Here is a 2,595-nt window from a genome sequence, read left to right on the forward strand (position 1 = left end):
AGCCTCTATCCGGACAAGAACACCCTGCTGCCCGCCACCGACGAATGATCGCCTACACCACGTCAAGGGACACGACCCATACGGCTGGCGCCCACGGCACGCCGCGCGTCATGGTATGGGAGGACTTGCCAGAGGGCGCGCGTATCTACGATGCCGGACAGTACCCGGTCTTCGGTACGGCACGCCCGCACCACAACCGCACCAGATCGAGCGGGGAGCAACGGGGAACCACAGTGAAGGTAGTCGAGCTCAAAGAGGCCACAGCCCAGCCGTTCGACCAGGTCAGCGCCCAAGCGCGCCGCAAATGATCGCAGCTTCCCAAACTGAGAGCCCGAGTTCGAGTCGACCCCGCTCCCAGCACGACTCCCGGGCCATGGGCTCGGGCTTCCCACCGAGTGGAGGGCGCCGACCGTCAGCGACTTGGACTCTCAGGTTCTCCTCAGGGAATTGATCATCTTGTTGTCGCGTACATGCCCTGCACATAGTGTCCAAGTGCTTGATCGCCACGGGGGCGGTCCACCGGAAAGGTGTCACATGGGCATCGGTACACGGCACGCTTCGACCGGCGCTGCCACTGCCGCACTGCTTCTCTGCTTCGGGACTGCGGGCACTGCTGCCGCAGAGGAAGTGCCGGCTGACGACTTGGTTGTGTCTGCCGATGAGACGACAGACATCAACGACAGACAGGGCTGGGAGGACGAGACCGACCAGCCGATTGACGAGCGGGAGACGCGTCGGTGTACCGGTCCAGATACCTGGTACGAGTTCTCGTCGAAGAAGGCGTATCACGTGCCTTCGTGGTGGAACGGCACCAAGTACAAGGACGGGCCGGGCGGAACCATGTCGGTGTCCGTGACCAAGAGCGGCACTATTGCTCTGGAAATTTCGGGTAGCGGCGAGTGGTCGGCCGGGGTGCTCCTCGCGAAGGCCAAGACAACGATCTCCGCCAAGATCACCGGCACCGTAGCTGTCACCACAGGTCACACCTATACCCACGAAATCAGCAGGAACAAGTACGGTCACCTGCAGTACGGTTCCTGGGGGTACAAGGCGAGCTGGAAGCGATACAAATCTGTGGGCAATGGCTGCGGCGCTCCGATGGCGTCCCGCCGGGTGGTGTAGCCGATCAACGGACCGGAACTCGCAGGTCACGCCGGGTACTTCGACCGGCTGAGGCACTCCCCGCGCCTGACCGGGCCACTTCGCGTGCCGCGCCAACGGAGAGATCATCGCGAGCCAGGTACCGGAAGGCGAAGCGCATGATCGCTTACACCACCTCGCGGGACGCGACCGGCGCTCCCCGCCTGATCGGCAGCGGCACGATGACGGCGCCCACCAAGGAAACCGGCTGGAAGTACTGGGAAACCAACTCATGATCCATTCGCTCCCGAGAGCGTCTCGGGTCGCCGGATACGCTGTGGTGATGTCGGCGTTCCTGCTCACGTCGTGCACGACATCCGACAGCGGTGAGGACGCCGCTGCACCCCGGTCAACGTCGCCAGCACCAAGCACGACTCGAACGGCGACCGAGCCATCGGAAAAGGATCTCACCGAGCGGGCTCAAGCGGCCATTGCCGCAGTCAGTAGCGGGACGTTGGTCGAAGCCGGCGTGGAGCGTGTGAGCGATGGCGTCCACGCCGAGCCCGGGCTGAGCAAGGGCAAGACCTACCGGCTCAACTTGGTCTGCGTCGGCAGCGGCAGCGCGCAACTGGAGTTCGTGCCCGCGAAGGCAGGTACAGAGGCATCAGTGCCTTGCGATGAATCAGTGGTGCAGCAGCGGATCACCGGGGACGGGCTTGCTCGGATCAACGTCGACGGCGCCAAAGGATCAACCGGTGTGATCGCTTGGCAGATCGACGCCATCTGATCCGGAGAGAGACTGTCCCGGCATCGCGGCTGACGCGCCCGTGCCGTACAGCACAACCACAGCAACCGCCCATGACCCACGTCGGCTCTCTGGGGCCGAACGATGGCCTCTATGACCCTCGTTGACCGATCTCTGTAAAGCTACGGATCAGAAGTTGGGTGCCCACGGCTCGATCAGGCGAACAGCGCTCCCGACGTGCTGTCCCCATGGCCTACCGCAAGCAATGGGCCGTACAAGGACATCCGCGGGCGCTCGGCGAAGAGCGATGACACCAAGAAGCGGGGTATCTCAGAAGGATCTTCTTCTGAGATACCCCGCTCTCCGGGATGGCGCTACTCAAACGGTGCCAGGCGGTGACCGCGGCTGATTGCCACGCGGAGCGTGTCCCTCAGGGCTCCGGCCAGGTCCTTCGCCAGGAGTGGCAGGTCGTTCGGGTCCGTGTCGGCGTCGTCGAGCATGGCTGACGCTTGGCCCAGAAGTTCGGTTGCCATGCCGAGTTGCACTGATTCGACGCTGTCGGCCAAGCGGGACATGTGGCCATCACTGTCATCGGTGCTGAGGAGGCAGGGCTTGCCGTCGGGTCCCGTCCACGGGAGGAGCCGCAGTTCGCTCGGCATCGTCATCCTTCCCCCGCCCTTTCGTCGATCACGTAGCCCGGATCCACCGGCTGACGTCTGTGGACAACTTCTCCGGGAATGAAGAAGAGCCTTGTGACCTGCGATGATGGG

At 63.7% G+C, this 2,595-nt stretch carries 3 protein-coding genes and 1 pseudogene; 3 read left to right on the forward strand and 1 reads right to left on the reverse strand.

The features are described from left to right. The 3 genes and pseudogenes from RMT89_RS39920 to RMT89_RS39930 form a co-directional block, all read left to right on the forward strand. Window positions 1-308: pseudogene (locus tag RMT89_RS39920) on the forward strand (hypothetical protein); the annotation flags it as partial. A 226-nt stretch (window positions 309-534) separates the two neighbouring features. After that, window positions 535-1,122, forward strand: a complete 588-nt coding sequence (locus RMT89_RS39925; protein WP_315888650.1) for a hypothetical protein — start codon at window positions 535-537, stop codon at window positions 1,120-1,122. A gap of 301 nt (window positions 1,123-1,423) precedes the next feature. After that, complete coding sequence (locus RMT89_RS39930) at window positions 1,424-1,867, forward strand: hypothetical protein (protein ID WP_315888651.1); 444 nt, start codon at window positions 1,424-1,426, stop codon at window positions 1,865-1,867. 332 nt (window positions 1,868-2,199) lie between these two features. Here the strand turns inward: RMT89_RS39930 and RMT89_RS39935 are convergent, their stop codons facing one another. Beyond that, the gene (locus RMT89_RS39935) at window positions 2,200-2,490 is read right to left on the reverse strand and encodes a hypothetical protein (protein ID WP_315888652.1); all 291 of its coding nucleotides are present in this window, start codon (window positions 2,488-2,490) and stop codon (window positions 2,200-2,202) included. Window positions 2,491-2,595 lie beyond the last annotated feature (105 nt).

The sequence above is a fragment of the Streptomyces sp. P17 genome (assembly GCF_032436805.1).
Taxonomy (GTDB): domain Bacteria; phylum Actinomycetota; class Actinomycetes; order Streptomycetales; family Streptomycetaceae; genus Streptomyces.

Excerpts from the sequence above, each read along its gene's own strand:
- RMT89_RS39925 (WP_315888650.1), top strand. The coding sequence starts at position 535 with ATGGGCATCGGTACACGGCACGCTTCGACCGGCGCTGCCACTGCCGCA.
- RMT89_RS39930 (WP_315888651.1), top strand. The coding sequence starts at position 1,424 with ATGTCGGCGTTCCTGCTCACGTCGTGCACGACATCCGACAGCGGTGAG.
- RMT89_RS39935 (WP_315888652.1), bottom strand. The coding sequence starts at position 2,490 with ATGACGATGCCGAGCGAACTGCGGCTCCTCCCGTGGACGGGACCCGAC.